Genomic DNA, 580 nt, shown 5'->3' with positions numbered 1-580 from the left:
GTAGGGGAACCTGCGGTTGGATCACCTCCTTACCTCAAGATATTTGACCGTGCAGTGCCCACAACAGATTGTCTGATGAAATTCGAGCAGAAATACCTTTATAGGCTTGTAGCTCAGGTGGTTAGAGCGCACCCCTGATAAGGGTGAGGTCGGTGGTTCAAGTCCACTCAGGCCTACCAATTCTTTCCCATACTGTGTTGCTGCCTCACTCATTTGCCCTGGTAAATGTCGTGACGCTGCAGCGTGTCTGTGAAAGCGTGGTAAAAGGTATTCAAAGACTGCATGGGGCTATAGCTCAGCTGGGAGAGCGCCTGCCTTGCACGCAGGAGGTCAGCGGTTCGATCCCGCTTAGCTCCACCATCCCCCGCAGTCACTCAATATTTCCGAGTATATTGGCAACAGTATGCTGCGAAGTATTTGCTCTTTAACAATCTGGAACAAGCTGAAAATTGAAACATTACAGCATCCATTACTCTCCGTAGAAGTCCTGAGTAATGCGAAGCCTGTAATAGAGTCTCTCAAATAATCACGCTCGCGGATGGAAACATCTTCGGGTTGTGAGGTTAAGCGACTAAGCGTA

The 580-nt window shown here is 49.0% G+C and carries 2 tRNA genes; both read left to right on the top strand.

Features of this window, described 5'->3' with window-relative positions:
* The first annotated feature begins 102 nt into the window (after positions 1 to 102).
* A tRNA-Ile gene (locus tag CYR52_RS22190) sits at positions 103 to 179 on the top strand.
* A 105-nt stretch (positions 180 to 284) separates the two neighbouring features.
* Positions 285 to 360: transfer RNA gene (locus CYR52_RS22185), tRNA-Ala, on the top strand.
* The last annotated feature ends 220 nt before the right edge of the window (positions 361 to 580 follow it).

Source organism: Chimaeribacter arupi (assembly GCF_002858805.1).
Lineage (GTDB): Bacteria > Pseudomonadota > Gammaproteobacteria > Enterobacterales > Enterobacteriaceae > Chimaeribacter > Chimaeribacter arupi.
The sequence above is the reverse complement of the archived record's forward strand: the minus strand, read 5'-3'. Positions and strand labels throughout refer to the sequence as shown.